The following is a 19,277-nucleotide window of genomic DNA, read 5'->3' on the forward strand; positions in this document are numbered from 1 at the left end:
GGCTGGATGCGCAGGAGCTAGTCGAGAGGCTTCGGCAGGCAGCAGGTACGCAAGTTGGCGGATAGCAGCAGTGGTCAATCGCCTAGGCACATGCAGAAATCGCCCACGGGTTGGTGGTGGCGCCGCAGCTTGAAAGCGCTGGCTTGTCTGCTTATCTTGATTGGTGGTCAGTGGTTCAGTGTCGTCTTGCGCCCCTCTCGTTTCGTCGGCGAGAGGGGTTTCATTTATGCTCATGTCACTTCACGGGTGTTTCCTTAATGCAGCAGCCAAATCGGCCTCTTCACGGATCTAGCTGGCCCTTCTCAGGCAGCAACCGCTCTCTGTTCGCGGCAGTTCCAAATCCACTTTTCTAGATCGGCCGACATGACGAAGACTCGTGTGCCAATTCGCGTACACACCGGCCCTTCGCCCTTAGAAAGCATTTCGTAGAGAGTTGACTTTCCAAGCCGACAACGCCTCGCGGCCTCCGGAATGGTCAGAAGCTCCATAGAAATCGGTCCTCTATCTGGTCCGTAGCGTTCCATCCCTTTCATTGTCTCCAGAAGGTCCGGGGGATGCAAACTCGCGGCTCTCGAAGCAGCGGTCACGCCAGCATCGCTAGCGATCAGTCCTTCAACCCGTGATTTTGCTGCCGTTATACCTCCTAAACGCTATTCTACGTTATAGATGAGAAATCAACTCCGAGTCGCGATTGGGTTGGGCTTGAAAATGAAGGAAGTACCTGCCGTTAAGGATCATAGCGCAGCTTGGTGGTGGGGCTTGCTGAGCCAAGTTCCCATCGGCGTGTGGTTAGCTGTAGGAGGAACTCTCATTTTCTCGCATACGGCTGTATGGGGGTGGGGCGCATCTGACTCTGTGCACAAGTGGTTCGCGGAGCGTACGCAGCAAGGGAGTATCGCCGAAACCCAAAGCCTACGTTCTCAGAACAGTGAACTGAAATCTTACGTCCAGCGTTTGGAGCATCAGCTTCAAGAGAATGAAGCAACGGCGGCTAAAGAGGCTACTTTGAACGCAGAAGCGTTGGAGAAGGTAGAGGCAGAACTAGACGAAGAGGAAAGGCTTGTTAAGCAACTGACTGAACAACACGCTGAGGCTGCAGCTCAACTCAATGTGGCAAACACCGAGATCGAACAGTTATCGGCTGAATTGGAGAGTGCGAAGGCGGCCAAGCCATCTGATGATGTCCAGGTAACGCTTGATCAGGCACGAGAGAGAGCAACCAGCCAAGCAGAAAGGGCATCCAGAGCGATGGCAGGGTTAGCGCAGTCCAAGATAGAAAATGATCGCCTACGGGCACAGGTCGCAGAACTGAATACTAAACTGCAAGAAGTCAACGGCGCGAATTTGGCGAATAAGAGTTCCGACGGTAAACCAAGCCCACCAAAGCCCTCACGACAAGCGCAGCAAATCATCGATGCAACAGAGATGATGTCCTCGGGGCAAATCGCAGGATTCTTAAAGAAATCAATACCTAGAGTTCAGGGAGGGATTACATGTTGGGAACTCTACGACATGATCGCAGACATATACTTGAGCAACAAACACCTGATAGTTATCGACGCAGTCCCCTACTTGCAGTTTCCCATCGACGATGGTTGCATAACACGTCTGAGCAAAAGGATGAGTGCATCTAAAGTTCATGAGGCCATTGACGCTTTGCTGAGCGCTCAGAGCAAAGCCAACGAAGCATCTACCTCAACTCAAAACGGTAGAAACTAGCTACTCTCTCAAAGTCCTATCACCATCGCAGCGCCTTGAGCGGAAGCTGGATCAACGGCCGGACGAAGTATGATGTGTGCGGCTCTCCATTGATCGTTTCCTGTCCCACCAAATGCTGCGGGATCATTCGCTCCTGCTGTAGGCGCTGCGGCTCCCGCAATCATCACTGTAGAAGGCGAACCGGCACCACCGGATGCTGCTTGTAGATTGGTGTATCCAGTGGGCATCGTTACTGAACCACTCGCATTGTCATCGTCTAAGGCACCGATGATCACTCTCTGAGCACCATCAGTTAAAGATGTGCTTATCGGTGCGTCTGGCATCCCGGTGGCGCCGCTAGAAGACGCATAGGCTGCATCAAGCGGCGCAACCGTATCAACGCCCCTGTAGACATGAAATGCAAAACATCCGAGGCCAAGATCGGGAAAGCTGATGTCCGGAGATGAACCCATAAACTTGTACGCAACAGCGCCGTGAGGGTCCGACAGACTTTGAAGAACTGTATAGCCGTGAAAAACCTCAAGCTGAAAGTCGTGAAGCTCACTCTGATCTGCGGCCGACACACAAACAACAATGTCATTTTCTTGTAATGTGTTCGCAAAATTGACATCCCCGAGATCACCTTGACTGGCGTTGCCTTCAATGAACTCTATGGCCACGATCAGGCCCCCACCTTCTCAAACACCTTGGCGCCATAGTCCGTCGTGCCGCCGTCCCGGCTCCAGATGACAACTTCCAAGAGGGCGCCAGTTCCCGTAGGCATCACTGGCGCCCCGGCATCCCCAAAATCAATCCCCGTGAAGTTGATTGTGAAGGCGCCTGCTGTTGGCTGCCGGAATTGGATCGTCACCTTTCCGAGCGGACCTGATGCCGGCCAACTGTTGATCGTGATCCCGGTGATGTTGGCCGAAAGCTCGAAGTCGAAATCCGGGCCGTTCTCATAGTTCAGCGTCAGCGTGCCCGCCGCAAAGCTGCCGTTGTCGTTCTTAACCGCATAATCGGCCACCAGCGGACGGATGATCTGGTTGTCCTGCATGTTCAGGTTGCCAGAGACATTGCCACCTGCGCTCGCGTCTCCTGGATCGCCTTTGGCAACCATCTGTTCCCAAAATGCTGGAGAGACATCCGGTGTGTTGCCCTGGTTGCTGTTCTGCAACGAGCGCCAAAAGCTGCCGTCAAACGTCACGCCATCGTTCAGAGAGTAAACTGTGCCCGCGTTGTACGTACCTTGAGGAACGGCACCTGTTCCATCTTGACCATCGTCACCAGCCGGACCCTGTATCCCTTGAATACCTTGAGCACCAGTGGCGCCTGTTGGGCCTTGATCACCTTGCGGACCCTGGATGCCTTGTGGGCCGGTCGCGCCTGTAGCTCCTACCGGACCCTGTGCGCCCTCATCGTTGCCCCGCAGCGTCCACGCAGAGGCTCCGGTCTTTTCGTAGACATCGCGTGTTGCTTCGTCTTTGTAATAATCGCCGATAGAGCCAAGCCCATTTGCCGGAGCACCAGTCCCAAACAAGATCTTTGAGCCGTCCGCACCAGCAGGCCCCGGGTCGCCCTGCACGCCTTGGATACCCTGGTCGCCCTGAATGCCCTGCGGACCCTGCGTTCCGCCGATGGAGATATTCCAGTCTGCGTGTGCGCCAGCGCCTTCGGTGTAGTCCACATCCAGGGTGAGCGTCGTACCGGTGTAGCTGACGACATCGCCGTCCATGATCAGCGTGGTGTCATCGGACGCTGCCCGGAGACGCTGACCGGCTACCCACTGCTTTCCGCTCTGGGTGGTGAAGACCTTTGTGCCGGTCTCGATTGTCAGGTTCGTGGTGGACGTGCCAGAGAGCGCCGCAGCGAAGTTCTGTGCATCATCGCGGGCTGTTATTGCTGCATCACGCGCTGCCTCGGCATCGTTCTTTGCATTGATTGCGGAAGTGGCATCAACGTCGTCCTTCCGCGCCAAGAGAATTTCGGTCATTGGGAAGCCTCGCTAGAGGGTGCTTCCAAACCAGAGATATCTGTGGGGGCTGGAGCTTGAGGGCTGAGAACCGAGTTTCGGTCTTCCTGCTCCGCCATCCACCGCTCTAATGAGGTTTCGCGGAAGAGCGTTCGCCTGCCAATCTTAGTGACAGTTGGGCCGTCTCCAGCCTGAATAGTCTTGTAAAGGGCAGCGCGAGATATTCCGAGAACTTGGCAAGTCTCAGGAACAGACAATAGCTTGTCAGACATTGTGGTGCAGCCTCTCTAGGGCTGTTGCACCGATCCAAGCCCGCAAAGGATGCGGGGTCTCTAATCGACTACGGGTATCTAGGTATGCCTCCTCGTGTTTTCAATCATCCCGCCGAACTGAGTGGCACGACCTTGGCTGAAGCTCGCATTGTCCCTGCGACGCAATACCGTGACCATGCTTCCATGAGCTTCCGACGCCGGTCGAGGAGATCGCGCCGCTGATAAGCTCTCTCTGTCTTCGTGCCATTCTTGTGGGCTATGGCTGCTTCGGCGACCCACCAAGGGAAGTTCGTCTCCTCGGCTGCCCATTCCCGAAATGAGCTTCGGAAGCCATGCACCGTCAGCCCTAATCGTCCCATGTCGCTCTGAAGGTACTTTCGCATAGCGGTATCACTGAGGGGTTTTCCCTGCGAGTTTGGGAAAAGCAGCACATCAGCTTCGGCGTCCTTCAAGTGGTCCAGCCCAGTCAGGATTGCGAGCGCCTCCTTTGTAAGCGGGACTCTGTGGTCGTCACCGCTCTTGGTGCGCTCGCCAGGCACCGTCCAGACATTAGAGGCGAAATCGATTTCCCCGAGCCGGGCGCCGCGTGTTTCGCCGCTTCGAGCAGCCGTCAAGATCGTGAATGCCAGTGCTTTCGCGGAGATCGTCTCGCGCTGCCTTAGATCCTGCCAGAAAGCCGGCAGGGCCTCGTAGGGCATCGCTTCATGATGCTTCACAGGATTCACTCGTCGTATCTGCTTGGGCTTCGGCAGACGGTTTTCTAAGTGACCGCTCCACCGCGCTGGATTTTCTCCTGTCCGCAACTCCCCTGCGGTGGCCCAATTCAAAACCGCTTCAATGCGCTGACGGACGCGAGTGGCTGTTTCGTGCTTCTGGGTCCAGATCGGTTCTAGGGCCTTTAGCACTAAGCCTGTATCTACCTCTTGCACCGGCAGCTTCCCGAAAATGGGATAGACGAAGGTCTCCAGCGTGCTGGTCCACTGCGCCCCGTGCTTTTCGTTCCTCCAGCCAGCTTTGTGAGCGCCAATGTATCTCTCTGCCGCTTCACGGAAGGTGACGCTCCTCGCCGCTGCGGCCCTCGCCGCGGCCTTCTCGGCACGCCGGGCCTCTATCGGATCAACACCGGCGCGAAGAAGCTCACGGCACCTTCCAGCCGCCTTGCGCGCTTCAGCCAAAGTCACATCTGGAAATGCCCCCAGGCCCATCCAGCGGGCTTTCTCATTGATCGAATATCGAAACAGCCATGACCGGCCGCCATTCTTCACCTGAAGATAGAGACCCTGCCCATCGGCATGAAATCCAGGCCCCTTGTGCGGAACCGCCACAGGCGATAGGCGATTTACTGCTCGCGCCAATGCTAACCTCCTTACCTACATACCTACCTACACTCGAAACGTAGGTAGGTGGGAGACTGCAAAATACAAGGGCGGACGCGCTTAGACACTGAGGGGGTGGAAATTCATATATAACAAGGAATTGAGTAGACACGCATGGACGGTAATAGACAACCAAATACACAGGTTTGGAGGATGTCGGGTCCGCCAGATCTCCCGCCTATTGCATTGAACAAAAGCACCTTTCCCTGGTGAGATGAAGGTGCAGCCCACATTGCATCCCACAGTCTGATGGCCTGTCCGCTTGGTGAAGCAGCAGCGCTTCGCAAACTGACAAGGCTTTGCAGAATGCCGACCTCCGTCTTTCGGGATTGCGAGAAGCCCAGGCGGGCAGTCCGGCAAAGCGCCGGAGAAACTAGGTTATTACACTGATTTTATTGAATTTTTATGAGTTCGAAAGAAATGGCATGTCGCTTGCTGATGGATTTGTAAAGGCGCTCTGACGGCAGCTCATCCGATGGGAGGGGCGGTATCGCTGTGAAGCGCCGGCACAACAACATCCGTGAGGGGCAATCGCTATGCCAAGCCTGCCAGCAACACATCCGATCGTCGGAACCTTTGCAGACGACAACATCACCGGCACCCGCCGTTCCGACGTCATCGCCGGGCAGAACGGCCACGACAGCATCACCGGCCAAACCGGGCACGACGAGATTTGGGGTGGCCGGGGGCACGATCAGCTACAGGGCAACAGCGGCAACGACCGGCTCTACGGCTCCGGCGGGCCGACGATCATTTCGGTCTCGACGATACCGATCGCCGACGACTATCCGGTGCGGGTCGTCTTCGAGGGCGAGACCGCCGGCTACCGCAACAGCTTCGGCTACTACAAGATCGATCCCGACACCCGACAGATCTACGACGTCGACATCATCTGGGAGAATGCCTCCCTTTCCGGCAGCGGCGGCTCTCTGCTGGCCGGACAGAGCGACCATCTGCTGGACGTATCGCCCGGCGATCACATCGGCTTTTTCATCGTCTCCAACGGCTTCAGCCACAATGATTTCGCCGCGCTCGGCGAGGGGAGCTACGCCTTCGTCGACGCTGGGGGAGCGCCGGCCACTTTGGACAGCCAGGACCCGAAACTGGTCTTCACTGCAGAGGACGGCGGTGAAACCGAGATCGTTGTCCATCAGTATCACACGGCGGCCTACGGCGAGACTCTGGCGCTCAATCCCGACGGCCTGCTGCACACCGCCGGTATTCTGAAGACCGACAAGGGAACCCTGACCATCGGCTTCGAGGACCTCTACAACGGCGGCGACCGCGACTTCGACGATTCGGTCTTCACCATCGATCTGGGTACGGCCAACGCAAACGTCCTGAACGCACACTACCGGCAGGAACACGGCCTGCCTGACCTCTACGCGGAAGGTGAGGGTGACAACGATCCGCCGCTTGAGGTGGTGGACAACGACACGCTGCATGGCGGCACCGGCAACGATGAGCTTTGGGGCCACAAGGGAAACGACCGGCTCTACGGCGAGAACGGCAACGACGAAATGCACGGCGGCAGCGGCGACGACAGTCTCTTCGGCGGCAGCGGCAATGACGAGATGTTCGGTAACCTGGGTAACGATGTTCTCTACGGCGACAACGGCAACGACCAGATCATCGGCGGCTCCGGAGATGACCTGATCTACGGCGGCGGCAACAACGACAGTCTGAGCGGCAACGCCGGCAACGATACTCTTAGGGGTGGCCTGAACAACGACACGGTGGAAGGCGGCGGCGGCAACGATCTGCTTTTCGGCGACAACGGCCACGACTCGCTGATCGGCGGCAGCGGCGACGACGAGATCTTCGGCGGCGCCAGCAACGACACCCTGGCGGGCGGCAGCGGCAGTGACTTCTTGGCCGGGGATTCCGGCAACGACGAACTGCAGGCGGGTTCGGGCGACGACAGCCTTCAGGGCGGATCGGGCAGCGACCGGCTCTATGCCGGCAGCGGCAACGACATCCTGGACGGTGGAACCGGCAGCGACACGCTGAACGGCGGGGCCGGTATCGACACGGCGGACTACCGTGATTGGACCAAGAAGATCGCTGTCGACCTTGACGCCGGTACCGCCAAGGGCAACGGCACGGACACTCTGATTTCCATCGAGAACATCCTGGCAAGCGACTATGACGACAAGGTGATCGGCAACTCGCGGGAGAATGAAATTCACGGTGGCGGTGGTGCCGACAGGATCGCCGGGCATGCCGGCGACGATACACTTTTCGGCGATGCCGGCGCGGACTATCTGAACGGCGCCAGCGGCAACGATGTCCTGTTCGGCGGCACGGATGCCGACCTGCTGCGCGGCGGCAAGGGCAGCGACGAGATCGACGGCGGCAGCGGCGACGACACGCTCTGGGGCGGTGAAAACGGTATCAATGACGCAACCACCGACCGCTTCTCCTTCGGCCTCGACTGCGGCAACGACAGCATTGCCGATTTCGAAGCCGGTATCGATGTTATCGCCCTGGATGCACTGCTGGTCGGCGAGGGCAGCGACCCCCTGGCCGCGCTCTTCGATACGGCCGAGGGCGCCTATCTCGATCTTTCCGCGCTCAACGGAGAGGCAGGCGAGGGCATCCTTTTCGCCGGCGTTACCATTGAAGACCTTACAGCCGACGACCCGACCGCACAGAGCTGGATCCTCGTCTCCTAAACCTCCAGCTCCCAAGAGGCGGGACCTCCGCGGGTCGGTCTGGAGAGCGTCGCAGCACCCCGCTGCGGCGCTCTCTTCTTTTGCGGCGGAGAGGGTCAAGGCAGAGGCGTGATGGTGAACAGCGGGTTGTCTTCGATCAAGGCACGCAAGGAGGCGAACGACCAGCGCCGTTGCTGCCCGCAGGCGTCCCGGCCGCAATAGGACAGCGTCAAGTCGAGGTCGAAAGGGGCCGCCGGATCGAACAGCAGCGCGTAGGCGAGATGCTGATCGCTGGAGACGCTGCCGGGCAGCCTTCGGGAATAGAGATCCTTCAGTGTATCGGTTGCATAGGCATGCCAGCCGGCGCCGGGCAGCCAACGCGGGGTGCGCGGGCCACGGCCGTCCAGATCGCGCGGCAGAACACTGCCCGCAGCCAGAAGCCTGTCCAGCGTACGCTGCAAGGCTGCCTGCCGGTCCGGGCCCAGCCTGTAAGACAGGCTGGACAAACCCAGCAGACTGATTCCCGCGTGATTGATATCCTCATAGCGCTTCGGCGCGGCGGCCTTCTGTTCGGGGCGGTGCAGCGAAATCTGATCGGCTTTCGTCCAGCCGCGGTAATGGGCCGGCACCCAGTAGCGCCAAAGAGCGCCACCGGAATCAACTTCCCAGCTTTCGACGAAGGAGTCGGCGATGGTGTGAGCGCGCGCGACAAGTGCAGGGTCAGGGAGAAGCTCGCCCACACGCTCAAGCACCACCGCCCACCTCAGGTGCCAGTTCCAGGGCGCCCAAAGTCCGTCGAAGCGAAACGGTGCACCGCGGGGAATACGATAAAGCCCCGCAGTCTGGTCGAAATAGGGTTCGTAGCTCTGCACCAGGCATTGGGCGTTGGCCAGGATCGCCGCCCGCAGCTTGAGCGGGCAACGCTCCCCCAACGCCGCACAGCTCTGCAGCAGGCTGGCTGAGATCATTGCCTGGTTGATCATGAAAGAGACCGGGCTGCGCCGGTCCAACGAGTAGATGCGCGATGCCCAGGCGCAGGGGGGATTGAAGCGGTCCTCGATCCCCTGCGCTTTGTTCTGCCTGTCCAGCGTCGCGGTCATGGCGCCGACGGCGAGATCGGCGAAGACCGGATGCCCACTTTTTCGGAACAGCTCGGCCAGGACCAGCGTCCGGTAACTCTGGCTCCAACTCTGCTTGCCCGCTTCATCCGAAGCGCGTGCCATAGGTTCTCCGAGGGAGTGAAGCAAGGCACCGCTGAGAGCGTGATAGGCTTGTCGGGCGCTTTGGCTGCCGCTTACCGAGATGACCGGTATGGCGCCCGCCGGCCGGCCTAAGGAAAATCCGAGAAACTCATCGGCTTGGCTCGCCAGAACCGGCGTGATTTTGCCGCTGGCAAAGTCGAGCAGCACGACGTCGCTGCCGCGTCGTGGATCACAGAAGACCTCAAGGCCGATGCCGGCCCGAAGCACCTTGGCGCTCAAGACGGTGCAATCGCTGAAGCTGCCGATTCGCGCTGCCTCGGCTTCAATCCGCCCTTCGGTGCTGCGTCGATAGCGAAGGAACGTGGTCTCCCGCTTTTCACGCTCGAAGACCGACACAGTCAGGCTCCGTTCGTCATAGGCCAGCACGGAAACAATCTGCAGGCGCGGCCAGGTCAGGGCCGTCTGCCCATCCTGGATCAGTTCCACCCGCGCTTTCGGGCCCTTGGTGGTGCGCAGATAGACGTGGGACCCCTTGCGGTCCATACGCAGGCCCGAAACCCTGGACACGTCCTCAAGATCGCTGCCGTCGACCAGAACCTCGCCATCGAGGATCACCGTTTCGCGGTACCCGCCGGCCGGCCAGAAGCGCAGCATCTCCTTGCCGCCGCGGCGCATGACCGAGACGAGGCCGGCCCGGCTGACGCCCTTGCTGGTGGAGAGTCCACTCGCCGTGTTGAAGGAGAAATCCCGCCCGCTCTGCGAGATTTCCCAGCCATCGGCAGCAAGCACCGGGCTGCCACCGAGCAAAGCTGCAGCAAAGACGGAAGCGGCAAGCCGCCGCTGCGCCGGTTTGACAACCATGATACCATCCTAAAAGTTGAAGTAGATGAACTCCGTCAGATCATCCAGACGGTAGAGCTGGACGATCGCCGTGACCGCAACGGCGGAGAGTGCTGTCGCCCAACCGCCCGACGGCCGCCAGGCCAGACGCCGGCGGAACCAGGCTGCACCCAGCGCGCCTTTCACATCGATGACGGGCCGGTACTTCTTCAGGAACTCGATGGCGTTCGGGGCCCAGAGGACGATGGCTCCAAGAGCGGCAAACTGGATCCAGGTCGGTGCCGTATCGCTCAGCAGGGCGGCCCAGAGCCGGTGATCGTGATACGGCGTCAGGCCGGCCATGCCCTGCAATATCGCCAGCGCGCCATCGAAACTCTCGGCGCGGAAGAACACCCAGGCCACGACGACGGCCAACAGGGTTATCCCCTGGGCCGATGCCCGGCGCAGCGGGCCGGGCACGACGGACAAGATCGCGGCCTTGCCGGGCAGGCCGGACCAGGCGTGATTCACGATCAGGTAGAAGCCGTGCAGCAGACCCCAGAACACGAAGGTCCAGCTCGCCCCATGCCAGAGGCCGCCCAGCACCATGGTCGCCATCAGATTGACGTAGCGGCGCGCCTTGCCGCGCTTGCTGCCGCCCAGGGGGATGTAGAGATAGTCCCGCAGAAAGCGCGACAGCGTGATGTGCCAGTGGCGCCAGAACTCGACGATCGAGCGCGACTTGTAGGGCGAGTTGAAGTTGATCGGCAGGCGGATCCCGAACAGGCGGGCCAATCCCAGTGCCATGTCGCAGTAACCCGAAAAGTCGAAATAGATCTGAAAGGTATAGGCCAAGGCGCCGATCCAGGCCGCCTCCATCGGGACGCTTTCACCGGCGTCGGCCAGCCCGAAGACGGAATTGACGAGTGGTGCGACGCCGTCGGCCAGCACGATCTTTTTGAACAAACCGATGGCGAACAGGCTGCCGCCGATGGCCAGGTTCATAAAAATCCGCTGCTGGAAAACCGTCAGGCGGAACTGCGGGATGGTATCCTTCTGCAGAACGATGGGGCCGGCGATCAACTGCGAAAAGAAGACGACGAAGAGGCAGTAGCGCGCAAAGTCGCAATCGGCGATCCGCCCCTTATAGGTATCGTAGAGAAAGGACACCTGCTGAAAGGTGAAGAATGAAATCGCCAGCGGCAGCACGATATGGAGCATCGGCAGCTCGGCCCCCGCTACCGCGTTCACATTGGCGATCAGAAAGTCAGCGTACTTGAAGTACGCCAGGGTCGCCAGATTGCCGGCGATACCGGCAGCCAGCACCGCCCTGCTGGCGGTCGCGAGGATCGCCCTGTGAAAACCAAAGTTGACGCCGACCGAGGCCAGCAGCAGGACAAGGTGAAGGGGGCTCCACCAGGCATAGAAGACCAGCGAGGCGGCGATCAGCCACCAGATGATTCCCAGCTCCCAGCGCAGATAGCGCAGCAGGAGGAAACCGAGCAGCGTCGGCGGCAGGAAGAGGTAGATGAACTCCAGCGAGCTGAAAACCATGACACAGGACCTCCGATGACGCTTGCGCCGTGTCGATGCGCCGCGGCTGTTTCTTGGTCGGGCTAACCCCGACTCCGACCGTTCGCCTCCATTGCGAGCAGTTCCTCAAGCAGACTCTGCGAACCCCGGTGACCGAGGGATGCCCCGCGGCGGGCCAGGGTGATGGCCGCAGGCAGGTCGCGCGGTGTTAACTCACCTTCCGCACAGAGACGCGCCAGTTCCTCCATCGAGCCGCCATGCCCCACCTCGACACCCTTCTTGAACCAGCCGACCGCCGCGCTCCGCGGCAGGCCGTGATCCTCCTTCAGATGCAGACGGCCCAGCGCCGTCATGGCGCCGCCGTGGCCCATGCCTGCGGCCCGCCGCAACCAGGTGAGCGCTTCCTGCGCCTTGTCCTCTGCCTCGGCATCGCCCGCCGCCGGGATGGCGAGCATCAGCCGCGCCAGATCGTGCATGCCGCCGGCATCGCCCAGATGGCCCGCACGCTTCAGCCAGCGAAGGGCGAGCTTGCGGTCGGCCTCGACGAACTCACCGTCGCGATAAAGCCGCCCCAGGGTCTTGGCGGCGCTGCCCGATCCCTCGGCGGCCTTGCGTTTCAGGGCTTCTATTGCCCGCTCCGCGAGGCGTTGAGCGCGCTGAGGGTCCGGAGTCATGCCGAAGCGGCCCTTGAAGAGCGCCCTGGCGAAGCGGATTGAAGCCGTCTCGTAACCGGCTTCGGCAGCGGCGCGATAGTGCGTCACCGCCCGGTCGACATTCTGCTCGACGCCGAGCCCGCGCTCGTAGTGCATGGCCAGTTGGACATGGGCTTTGCGATAGTTCCAGTCCAAGGCACGCAGGAACCATTCCACGGCGATGCGGTTGCAGTCCGGGCCCGCCGAGCGCTGGTAAAGACGGCCCAGTTCGAAAGCTGCCTCACCGCGATGGGCGAACTGGTACTGAACCGCCCGCAGCAACATCTGGCGCGCGTGTTCCAAATCGGGCGCAACACCCCAGCCGCGGCTGTAGACCTTTGCTGCGTGGAACATGGCCGTCGGATGCCCCTGCTGCGCATAGCGTTCGAAGATGACCGCCGCCTCGTCCCAGCGTCCGAGCTTTTGGAGTCCGCGGGCCTGACCGAGGGCTTCGGTCACCACCGGATCGACAGGCGCGTTCCGCGCGGAATCGACTTTCCAACTGTCAAGCTGGACAGCGGCAAGGGTCAGGCCGGCACCGGCCATCAGAGCGAGGCAGAGAGAGGTGAGACTGCGATAGCGCAAGCTTGTCATCGGCTCACCTCCAAAGGCGGCAGTGTTGACCCTCTGACATGGTGACCATGCCGTCGGAGAGGCTGGCGGCGACGTCACCGGGCGAGATCGGACAACGCAGGGCACCGCGCCGTTTGCGTGCCTTGCTCTGGCTCGTCGGGTCGTTGGACACCAGTTGAACCAGCTCCCCCACGATCCGCCGGGCGACCTTGGCGTTGAAATGATAGGCATCCGAGAACTGGGACAGATCGCGGGTCATGCCATTGTCGAAGTCAAGGTCGACGACCGGCGCCAGGGCGGCGAGGCGAAGACGAAAGCCGGTATTGAGTTCACCGTGACCGTAGCCAGCCATCCGGGCCTGCATTTCGGTGATGGTCGGCGGGATTACGAAGACCAGTTCCACACCGTTCGCCGCCGACCAGTCTGCGATCTCGGCGATGCGCGACCAAAGGGTCTCGGAGAAAGTGAAGGACTTCCAGTCCGAGCGGCCGTTCTTGCGCACCTGATGTTCGAAGCGGGGCGGAAGTACCCTGTCGACTTGGCTGTCGGTCCAGATCGCCGACCAGGGACCGTGCCCCCGGCCGAGACCCAGGTTGGGCCCTTTGGAAAAAACCGGCATGACTACGGGTTCCGTGACGTCCGGGAGCCGACAGCCGTAACAGGCATCGGGACCCAGAAGCATAGAAAGCGGCGTTTCGCCCGGCGCGCCGTAGTCCGCCGCCTGTGCCGGGGATATGATGCGCGGGAACCAGCCTTCCAGTTCTTGCATTTGCGTGGCGTAGCGCGTTTGCAGATTGCGCCATGCGACCTTCGCCACGAACCAACTGGTATAGTAGTCGAAGGGCTCGCGGGTCAGTTCGACCGCTTCGGGCACTCTGTTCATGCCGCCCTTGTGGTCCGGGTCGAAGCTGCGCAGCTGAATGCCGATGATCAGCCTTTTCAGCGACGGGTTTTGTCTGATGAACAGAAAGGTATCGTAGACCTCCTGAATCGTCGCACCGCCGTAGGCGAAGTTGAAGACATCCTCGTGCCCCAGCTCCCGCCAGTACTTTTCGCGCAGCGCGCGGGCGCGGCTGTCGCCCAGGATGACGGTCGCTGCCCCTTCATTCGGATAGCGCGCCATTTTCCAGAGCGGGTAGTGCGCCTTTTCGCTGACCTTCTGCTTGTTCAGATCGAGATCGACGAGACCGTTCATGTTGTAGGGATCGACGACCAGGTTCAGCACGGCCGGCGCAAGGCCGGCGGCGGCCGCCAGACCCAGTGCTAAAGCATAGAATCGCCCACGCCTTTTGAATCGCGCCATGACTTGCTTCTCCGATATGACCTCTCCCTGTAGGAGCAATCGCCGTGCCAGATCGCGCGAAGCGTTATATTATTGTTTTAGAATGACTATTTTGTTCTGATTAAGGCAGGGTGATTCTGTCTTGGCAAAATGCAAAAGCCGATTTGCAAGGCGGAAGGCCGCTTGCCTGCAGGCTTCCGCGAGGCAGTTCAGTAGCCCAGGATGTCGCGGATGGCCGTCCCGGTCGGGGTCTCGACGAGCTTTGCGTAGTGCAGGGTGGCGAGGATCAGCAGAGTGACGGCGATCGCCGTACACCAATTGGCCATCAGATTACGGGCCGATTCGACCATCGATGCGCCACCCAGGCCAGCGGTCTGGTTGCCGCGGTTCGACCAGCGCTGTTTGGAGAGGCGGAAAATGCAGTAGACCTTCACCGAAGCGTTGATCAGTTGGTTCAGATAGAGGATCCAGGGATAGGTCATCTCGATCCGCCGGGAATAACCGAACAGGAAGAGCGAAAGCAGCATGCGGCTGACGGCAATGAAAATCAGATAGGAAACCAGATATGAAGGTCCCTGCAGCAATGTCGCGGCAACGGCCAGAACCGGGCTGACCAGCATGGTCCACATGGAGAGCCGCTGGTCGATAAGGCACCACCAGATGAACAGAGGCATACGCTGTGGGCCCAGCTTGATGGCGCGCGCGCCGTTGCGCAGCATATTGCCCGACCAGCGCCGGAAGTTTTGCACCATACGGTCCATGCCCGACCCTTCGATCACCTCCACCGTATAGCCCAGCGCATCGGGAACGTAGCGCATCTCCGCCCCTTGCTTGAGCATGTAATACCAGGTGCTCTTGTCGTCCCCGGAAAGAAAGCGGAAGTCGCCCCAAAGCCAGTGGTTCAAGTGGTCTGCCTCCAGCAGGCGAATGAATTCAAGCTGCAGCAGATGGCGCGCGCGGAAGACCGACATGCGCCCGGTCAGGGTCAGTACGCGGCCGGAAAGGGCGTGGGACTGCATGGCCAGACGGCGCTGGGCGAAGCGCATCTTCAACCAGGTTTCGATCCAGCGTGGACCGATGCAGATTACCTCTTCATCTGTGGTGCAGGCCTGCAGATCCGGATAGAGCTTGAACAGAGGCATGCAGCGGCTGACCGCGCCCTCAGCCAGGATGAAGTCGCCGTCCATGAAGACCACCAGATCGTCCTCTTCGACCGGCAGACGGCTCATTGCGCGCAGCACCAGACCGATGGCGGCGCGCTTGCCGGGGACATTCTGACGGATGATCCGCAGGGTGATGTCCAGGCCGGCGGCCTCGCGCCTGAGAAAATCGATGACGATGTCCTCGTCGAAGCGCACCGAGGACCCGAGCCAGATGGTCCCCGGCACGCCGGAGTTCCGGACCTCCCTGATGATCGATCGCACCACCATTTCGGTGATCCGGCGGTGCTCCTTGTAGGTCGTCATCATGAAGTGCAGATGGCGCGGCCGCCAGCCCGAGGCCCAGATCTCCCGGCCTTGCCGACGCATTTTCGGATAGACGAAACGGCCGTAGATATAGGCACGCAGCGCATGGACGAACCACCAGCCGTAACGCCAGACGCCCAACGCGCCGATTACCAGCGTGATCTGGCGTGTTTCAATATCCCAGATACTGTTCGGCAGTATGATCGCCCCAAGCAGGCAACAGGCGAAGTAAAGGGCGATGCTGAAGAGCGCCGCAGGAGTCCACTTCCGAAGACCGCGCGGCCAGTCCGTCGGCTCGTCAAGATTGGCGACTCGGTCGAGAGCCGGCACCCGCGGATCAGGCGGTCCGTCAGATGGGCTCGGCATCGCGATCGCCTGCGGGCAGCGGAGGCGGGGCAGTGAGGCCGGCATAGATGTCGTTGGTCAGCCGTCGCCTGAAGATGACCACGGCGGGCAGGCCCGCTGACACCTCCATACCGTCGGCCTCGTCCAACTCGAGCCGTAACGAGACCGCGGCAGTGCGGTCCTGCCGGTCGCGCCAGATGTAATGACCGTTTTCGGGATCGACGAAAGCCGAGTTACGGTCAATGGCAACGACCTGAGCCGGAATGTGGCGGTTTAGCGCCGGCAGGAAGACCTTGGCATGGTCATTGAGGCCGACCATCAGGACCTCGTCCTGATCGAGAAAGGCAGTGACGGTCAGGTCGCTGTCCTGCTCGAGGAGGAGGAGAGGCGCGTTCTTCACAATGCTTGTGTCCGCCGCCTGGAACAGCGAGACGATGCGACCGTCAAACGGCGCCCTGATCACTTGGCGCGCCTGCCTGGCCTCCAGAGCAGTCAACCGCATCGCGGCCGTTTCGAAACGGCTGCGGGCGGCGCTGATGTCGACAGCAAGCATGTCGAGATCGGTGACGAACTCCTTGTGATTGTAGTGGCGCCGGGCCGACACGGCATCCATGGCCGTCGTGCGCTCCAATTCCAGTTCCGTCTCTCTCAAGCCTGCAGCAGCCTTGGCCTGGCGGTTTACCGCCTCGTCGAGCTTGGCCGCGGTGACATGCCCCTTTTTCGCAAGGCTGCGCATACGGGCCAGATTGGCGTCTGCCGCCTTCAAGGCTTCTTTTCGGGCCTCTATGCGCGCGACGACAATGTCCCGGTCGGTACGGTTGACGATTCTGTACAGTTTCAGGCGCTCTTCTTCGATGCGGTACTTCTGCTCCGCCCGCCAAAGAGCCTCCCTGGCTTCGATGTAGTCGATGTTCGCTTCGCTTACGCGCGCACCAAGGGCCAGGTTCTCAATGCGCGCGATCTCCTCGCCCTTGCGGACCCTGGCGCCCGCCGTGAAACGAACCGGGCGCAGTATGCCGTCCACCGGCATCTTCAGGGTCTGCAGAGGCGCCGAAATGACAGCGGACTGGACTTCCAGGCGCATGATGTTGCTGTAAAGCAGAATACCGAGATAGCCGAAGACGCAGGCGCCGAGAACGAGGTAGAAAGCCGACATCAAGACGGTCTTAACCGGCCAGCGAACCATTGATGTCTCACCCTTTGGATTGACATCCGGTTGCGTCGAGATCGGCGTGACCGGCACGTCGATGCGGCAGATGGCGTCGTCGACGCTTGCCATCTTGCCGCGAATCAAGTCCTCGATGAAATGGCTCATCAGATCGCGGGCGCGCTCCGACAAGTCAACAAACTCATAAGCAATGCTGCGGTCTTCGCTCACTACGCGGACAACACGGCCTTCGACCTCAAAAGAGATCTCGAAACCCTGAAACGGCAACTCCAGATTCATTGTGGTTACCGTACCCTCGGCAGGCAGTTCTCCATCGAAACCGGAAATCAGAAACCCGCCGAGGCTCCAATCCGCACAGCGATAGCGCTGGCCTTCCGCAAAGGTCACCAGCAGCGGCGCGGCGACGCGATGATGCCGGCGTTGACTCGGCTTTTCCCGCAAGATTCTCATGTTCGGACCTTCGCTGCCGCTGGACCTCTACCAGCAGAGACCGTGATAGCTCGCCTCCTGAGGGGGTGTGGCAAAGAGCCGTACAAGGTCCACCAGATTCACCTCTTCATCACGATCGGTGGCAGCCTGCCGGAAGGCCGGTGTGTTGTGGGCCACAATGATCGTGTCCGCCCCGTCCGTTGCGTCCTCCAGGCTCGCGCACAACAGCCGGGGAAGCTCCACGAACAGATGGCGCAGGTGCGGGCGTGCATGGTGCATGTAGGCAAACTGCTCCGGAGAGTTGCCCATCTGCGTCAGGTTCGGATCAAAGCAACGCACCTCGCAACCGGATTTCAGAATTGCCGACAGCAACTCCAGTTGCGGGCTTTCGCGCAAGTCATCCGTTCCGGCCTTGAAGCTCAACCCCAGCAGTGCAACACGCTTTGTTCCCAGGGAACGCACAAGCTCCAGAGCCTTGCGGATATGATCGTCATTCGACCTCGTCAAGCTGGAGATCAATGGCAGATTGATCTCGTTCACCGAAGCCAGATGCTCCATCGCCCGCACCTCCTTCGGCAGGCAGGAGCCCCCGAAGGCAAACCCCGGCTTTAGATAATAAGGTGAAAGGTTCAGCTTCGTATCACGCACGAAGATATCCATTATCTCGTGGCTGTCGATCAACAGCGACTTGCAAAGCCGCCCGACTTCGTTGGCAAAAGTAACCTTGGCCGCGTGCCAGGTGTTGTCGACGTACTTCACCATCTCAGCGGTGGCGATGTCGACCAGCAGGGGTTCAGCGTCGACGTCGGCATAGAGATCTGCCAGCATCTTTCCGGCCCGCGCGTCGGAGGCGCCGATCACCGTCTTCGGTGGACTGTGGAAATCCGCAACCGCAACCCCCTCGCGCAGAAACTCCGGATTGAAGCAGACGCCGAAGTCTTCGTTGAGACGCTTGCCGGAGGTTTTCTCGATGGTCCGCACCACTTCGCCCATCGTTGTGTCGGGCGGAACACTGCAGCGCAACACCACAAGGTGATAATCCTCCTTGTCGCGCAAGGCGTTGCCGATATCACGGGCAACACCGCGAATTGCGCTAACATCGCAACCGCCATCTTCGGCCGTCGGCGTTCCAACCGAGATGAAGGTGATATCGGTGTTGGCGACAGCCCAGGCAGCGTCGTAGGTCGCATTCACCAGACCTTTCAGAGCGCCCGCCAGCAGCAGCGCGTCCAATCCCTCTTCGACGATGGTGCATCGGCCTTCGTTTATGGCCTCGACTTTGACGGGGTCGCAGTCAATGCCGATCATGTAGTGTCCGAGATTGGCCAGGCATGCCATCGAGACGGCACCCACGTAGCCAAGGCCGAAGACGCTGATCGAAGGCTTCGCCCTTGACGCAAGGATCGCGTCGAAACCTTGGCTGGTACGGGAAAGCAGCGGCGCGTTCATGATCTTTCTCCACAAGAAACGGTGCTTCTTCCCCGGGTACTTCAAAAGCCGTGCCAAGAGCTGGGAGAAAATATAATTTAATTATATCAATATCTTATGGGTGGGTGTGCAAACCGCCAGAACCACGACGTATCGAAATGGGAAGACGGGCGGCTGCAATCCGCAAGGACTTCGCAAATCGCATCGTTAGGCGCCCTTCGTCCCGGAATCCCAGGTGTTTGGTCCAACTGCCGGCAACGCAGCGCAATGTGACGGTGCCAAGCGCCAGAGGTCGCGTGCTGCAACGCTTGATTTCGCGGAATGAAAAAAGTTGGAACGGCAGCTCCACACGCTGCGCTCCATTAACC

14 protein-coding genes are annotated in these 19,277 nt (G+C 60.3%); 2 read left to right on the top strand and 12 right to left on the bottom strand.

What is annotated here, in order from left to right:
• Positions 1-302 precede the first annotated feature (302 nt).
• Positions 303-533: a helix-turn-helix transcriptional regulator gene (locus ACP146_RS22965; RefSeq protein ID WP_422369081.1), complete on the bottom strand. Its 231-nt coding sequence runs from the start codon at positions 531-533 to the stop codon at positions 303-305.
• Between the two features lie 169 nt (positions 534-702).
• Between ACP146_RS22965 and ACP146_RS22970 the strand changes: the two genes are divergently transcribed.
• On the top strand, positions 703-1,719 hold the full coding sequence (locus ACP146_RS22970) for a hypothetical protein (protein ID WP_422369082.1): 1,017 nt from the start codon (positions 703-705) through the stop codon (positions 1,717-1,719).
• A gap of 8 nt (positions 1,720-1,727) precedes the next feature.
• On the opposite strand, the gene ACP146_RS22975 is transcribed toward ACP146_RS22970, so the two are convergent.
• The 4 genes from ACP146_RS22975 to ACP146_RS22990 all read right to left on the bottom strand — a co-directional run bounded on the left by ACP146_RS22975 (position 1,728) and on the right by ACP146_RS22990 (position 5,297).
• Complete coding sequence (locus tag ACP146_RS22975) at positions 1,728-2,378, bottom strand: hypothetical protein (protein ID WP_422369083.1); 651 nt, start codon at positions 2,376-2,378, stop codon at positions 1,728-1,730.
• A 2-nt stretch (positions 2,379-2,380) separates the two neighbouring features.
• Positions 2,381-3,691, bottom strand: a complete 1,311-nt coding sequence (locus ACP146_RS22980; protein WP_422369084.1) for a hypothetical protein — start codon at positions 3,689-3,691, stop codon at positions 2,381-2,383.
• The gene (locus tag ACP146_RS22985) at positions 3,688-3,942 is read right to left on the bottom strand and encodes a helix-turn-helix transcriptional regulator (RefSeq protein WP_422369085.1); all 255 of its coding nucleotides are present in this window, start codon (positions 3,940-3,942) and stop codon (positions 3,688-3,690) included. The genes ACP146_RS22980 and ACP146_RS22985 overlap by 4 nt, the downstream gene beginning before the upstream one ends.
• A gap of 104 nt (positions 3,943-4,046) precedes the next feature.
• Entirely contained in the window at positions 4,047-5,297 is a 1,251-nt protein-coding gene (locus tag ACP146_RS22990; RefSeq protein WP_422369086.1) for a tyrosine-type recombinase/integrase, read from the bottom strand.
• A 557-nt stretch (positions 5,298-5,854) separates the two neighbouring features.
• Between ACP146_RS22990 and ACP146_RS22995 the strand changes: the two genes are divergently transcribed.
• Complete coding sequence (locus ACP146_RS22995; RefSeq protein WP_422369087.1) at positions 5,855-7,993, top strand: DUF4114 domain-containing protein; 2,139 nt, start codon at positions 5,855-5,857, stop codon at positions 7,991-7,993.
• A 95-nt stretch (positions 7,994-8,088) separates the two neighbouring features.
• On the opposite strand, the gene ACP146_RS23000 is transcribed toward ACP146_RS22995, so the two are convergent.
• From ACP146_RS23000 to ACP146_RS23030, 7 genes are all read right to left on the bottom strand, one after another.
• A complete protein-coding gene (locus ACP146_RS23000; RefSeq protein WP_422369088.1) occupies positions 8,089-10,035 on the bottom strand; it encodes a hypothetical protein in 1,947 nt (648 codons plus the stop codon).
• A gap of 9 nt (positions 10,036-10,044) precedes the next feature.
• Complete coding sequence (locus tag ACP146_RS23005) at positions 10,045-11,547, bottom strand: MBOAT family O-acyltransferase (RefSeq protein ID WP_422369089.1); 1,503 nt, start codon at positions 11,545-11,547, stop codon at positions 10,045-10,047.
• A gap of 62 nt (positions 11,548-11,609) precedes the next feature.
• Positions 11,610-12,812, bottom strand: a complete 1,203-nt coding sequence (locus ACP146_RS23010) for a tetratricopeptide repeat protein (protein WP_422369090.1) — start codon at positions 12,810-12,812, stop codon at positions 11,610-11,612.
• A gap of 4 nt (positions 12,813-12,816) precedes the next feature.
• On the bottom strand, positions 12,817-14,094 hold the full coding sequence (locus tag ACP146_RS23015) for a hypothetical protein (RefSeq protein WP_422369091.1): 1,278 nt from the start codon (positions 14,092-14,094) through the stop codon (positions 12,817-12,819).
• A gap of 188 nt (positions 14,095-14,282) precedes the next feature.
• Positions 14,283-15,905, bottom strand: coding sequence for a glycosyltransferase (locus ACP146_RS23020; RefSeq protein WP_422369092.1), 1,623 nt, complete (start codon positions 15,903-15,905; stop codon positions 14,283-14,285).
• Positions 15,889-17,502 carry an HlyD family secretion protein gene (locus ACP146_RS23025; protein ID WP_422369093.1) on the bottom strand — a complete coding sequence of 538 codons (1,614 nt, stop codon included), beginning with the start codon at positions 17,500-17,502 and terminating at the stop codon, positions 15,889-15,891. The genes ACP146_RS23020 and ACP146_RS23025 overlap by 17 nt, the downstream gene beginning before the upstream one ends.
• 27 nt (positions 17,503-17,529) lie before the next feature.
• Positions 17,530-18,930 carry a nucleotide sugar dehydrogenase gene (locus tag ACP146_RS23030; protein ID WP_422369094.1) on the bottom strand — a complete coding sequence of 467 codons (1,401 nt, stop codon included), beginning with the start codon at positions 18,928-18,930 and terminating at the stop codon, positions 17,530-17,532.
• Positions 18,931-19,277 lie beyond the last annotated feature (347 nt).

It is taken from the genome of Pelagibius sp. (assembly GCF_965249265.1).
Taxonomy (GTDB): Bacteria; Pseudomonadota; Alphaproteobacteria; order Kiloniellales; family Kiloniellaceae; genus Pelagibius.

Coding starts and splice junctions, on each gene's coding strand:
- ACP146_RS22995 (WP_422369087.1), top strand. CDS start 5,855: ATGCCAAGCCTGCCAGCAACACATCCGATCGTCGGAACCTTTGCAGAC.
- ACP146_RS22965 (WP_422369081.1), bottom strand. CDS start 533: ATGAAAGGGATGGAACGCTACGGACCAGATAGAGGACCGATTTCTATG.
- ACP146_RS23005 (WP_422369089.1), bottom strand. CDS start 11,547: ATGGTTTTCAGCTCGCTGGAGTTCATCTACCTCTTCCTGCCGCCGACG.
- ACP146_RS23025 (WP_422369093.1), bottom strand. CDS start 17,502: ATGAGAATCTTGCGGGAAAAGCCGAGTCAACGCCGGCATCATCGCGTC.
- ACP146_RS23010 (WP_422369090.1), bottom strand. CDS start 12,812: ATGACAAGCTTGCGCTATCGCAGTCTCACCTCTCTCTGCCTCGCTCTG.
- ACP146_RS23020 (WP_422369092.1), bottom strand. CDS start 15,905: ATGCCGAGCCCATCTGACGGACCGCCTGATCCGCGGGTGCCGGCTCTC.
- ACP146_RS22980 (WP_422369084.1), bottom strand. CDS start 3,691: ATGACCGAAATTCTCTTGGCGCGGAAGGACGACGTTGATGCCACTTCC.
- ACP146_RS23030 (WP_422369094.1), bottom strand. CDS start 18,930: ATGAACGCGCCGCTGCTTTCCCGTACCAGCCAAGGTTTCGACGCGATC.
- ACP146_RS23015 (WP_422369091.1), bottom strand. CDS start 14,094: ATGGCGCGATTCAAAAGGCGTGGGCGATTCTATGCTTTAGCACTGGGT.
- ACP146_RS22985 (WP_422369085.1), bottom strand. CDS start 3,942: ATGTCTGACAAGCTATTGTCTGTTCCTGAGACTTGCCAAGTTCTCGGA.
- ACP146_RS23000 (WP_422369088.1), bottom strand. CDS start 10,035: ATGGTTGTCAAACCGGCGCAGCGGCGGCTTGCCGCTTCCGTCTTTGCT.